Genomic DNA, 1,207 nt, shown 5'->3' on the forward strand with positions numbered 1-1,207 from the left:
GCCGGCACCGCCCAACCCCGGCAAGACAGGAATCACCCTGTCAACGCCGAAGTCGGCGAGTCTGCGCATCAGCGCAGGCTCGTTGACGGTCCACACCGACACATGCAGCCCCTGACGCTGCGCCTTCTGCAGGCGTTCCGGCGTACACAGCGTCCAGTTCAGCGCGAGAATTTCGCAGCCATAGCTTGCCGCGACCTTCAACGGGTCGAGCCAGGCGTATTCGGCCACCAGTCCCCGTGACACATCCGGCACCAGATCCAGCGCCGCTTTCAAGACTTCCCGCGAACTCGAGGTGATTGTCACCTTGTCCAGCAGGCCATGTCGCTGCGCCATTTCACGAATGGCCAGCACGGTGGTTGCCGCGCGAGTACGCGAAGCGCTTTTGACCTCAAGCTGCCAGTGCTCGAAATCACACTTCTCGAACAACTCCTCCAGTGTTGGAATCGGGCACGGCTTGATCCAGCCGGGGCCGCCCTTGCGTGCGTCGTAGGTCACCAGTTCGGCGGCGGTATGCTCGACGACTTTGCCACGGCGGTCGGTGGTGCGCTTGAGGGTCGGGTCGTGAATGACCATCAACTCGCCGTCCTTGGACAGGTGGAGGTCCAGTTCGCAACGGCGCACGCCGTGCTTGAGACATTCCTGAAAACTGCTCAGGGTGTTTTCCGGTGCTTCGCCCTTGGCGCCGCGGTGGCCGTAGATGAGGGTCACGGTTCTTCCTTAATTTAAATGCCTGATTCGTTCTGTTCGCGGGCCAGACGTCGTTCCTGGGCCTGCTTCTGCAAGATATAGCGGGCGAGCAACTGGCGCTGGGCATCGGTCAAGTGTTCGAACTCGGTACCGACGTCATAACCCTCGCCCTTGCGGTCGCAATGGGTGACGCGGGCGCGCAGCAACAGGCCCAGTGCCTGCGGCATGAGCACCAGTTTCACTGACAGGTGTGCACCCGTGGCGATCGGCGTCGGGTACTGAAAGTCGATCCCGCCTTCGGAGATGATCACCGGTTGCGGCTCGCCGATATGGCCGAGCACGGTCAGGGCGACCACCTGACTGAGCAGGTCGATGCGTTTGTTCTGGGATTTCAGAAACGCGGCGATGGCCCGGTCGCGTTCACTGATCTGGCGCAGCAGGTGCTGCGACTCGAATTCGCTCAGGTGCAGTTCGCTGAGCAGGTTGAACAGCGGGGAAGCATCCTGCAACACTTGGTGGC

General features: G+C 61.8%; 2 protein-coding genes. Both read right to left on the bottom strand.

Annotated elements, in window-relative coordinates; genetic code table 11:
• On the bottom strand, positions 1 to 708 hold a 708-nt coding region (locus ACIONG_RS30280), incomplete at its 3' end, for a glycerophosphodiester phosphodiesterase (RefSeq protein ID WP_401304682.1).
• Positions 709 to 722: 14 nt separating this feature from the next.
• Positions 723 to 1,207 (bottom strand): PilZ domain-containing protein (locus ACIONG_RS30285; RefSeq protein ID WP_401304685.1); only part of this gene is annotated, 485 nt, incomplete at its 5' end.

The organism is Pseudomonas sp. NPDC087817, assembly GCF_044742875.1.
Classification (GTDB): Bacteria; Pseudomonadota; Gammaproteobacteria; order Pseudomonadales; family Pseudomonadaceae; genus Aquipseudomonas.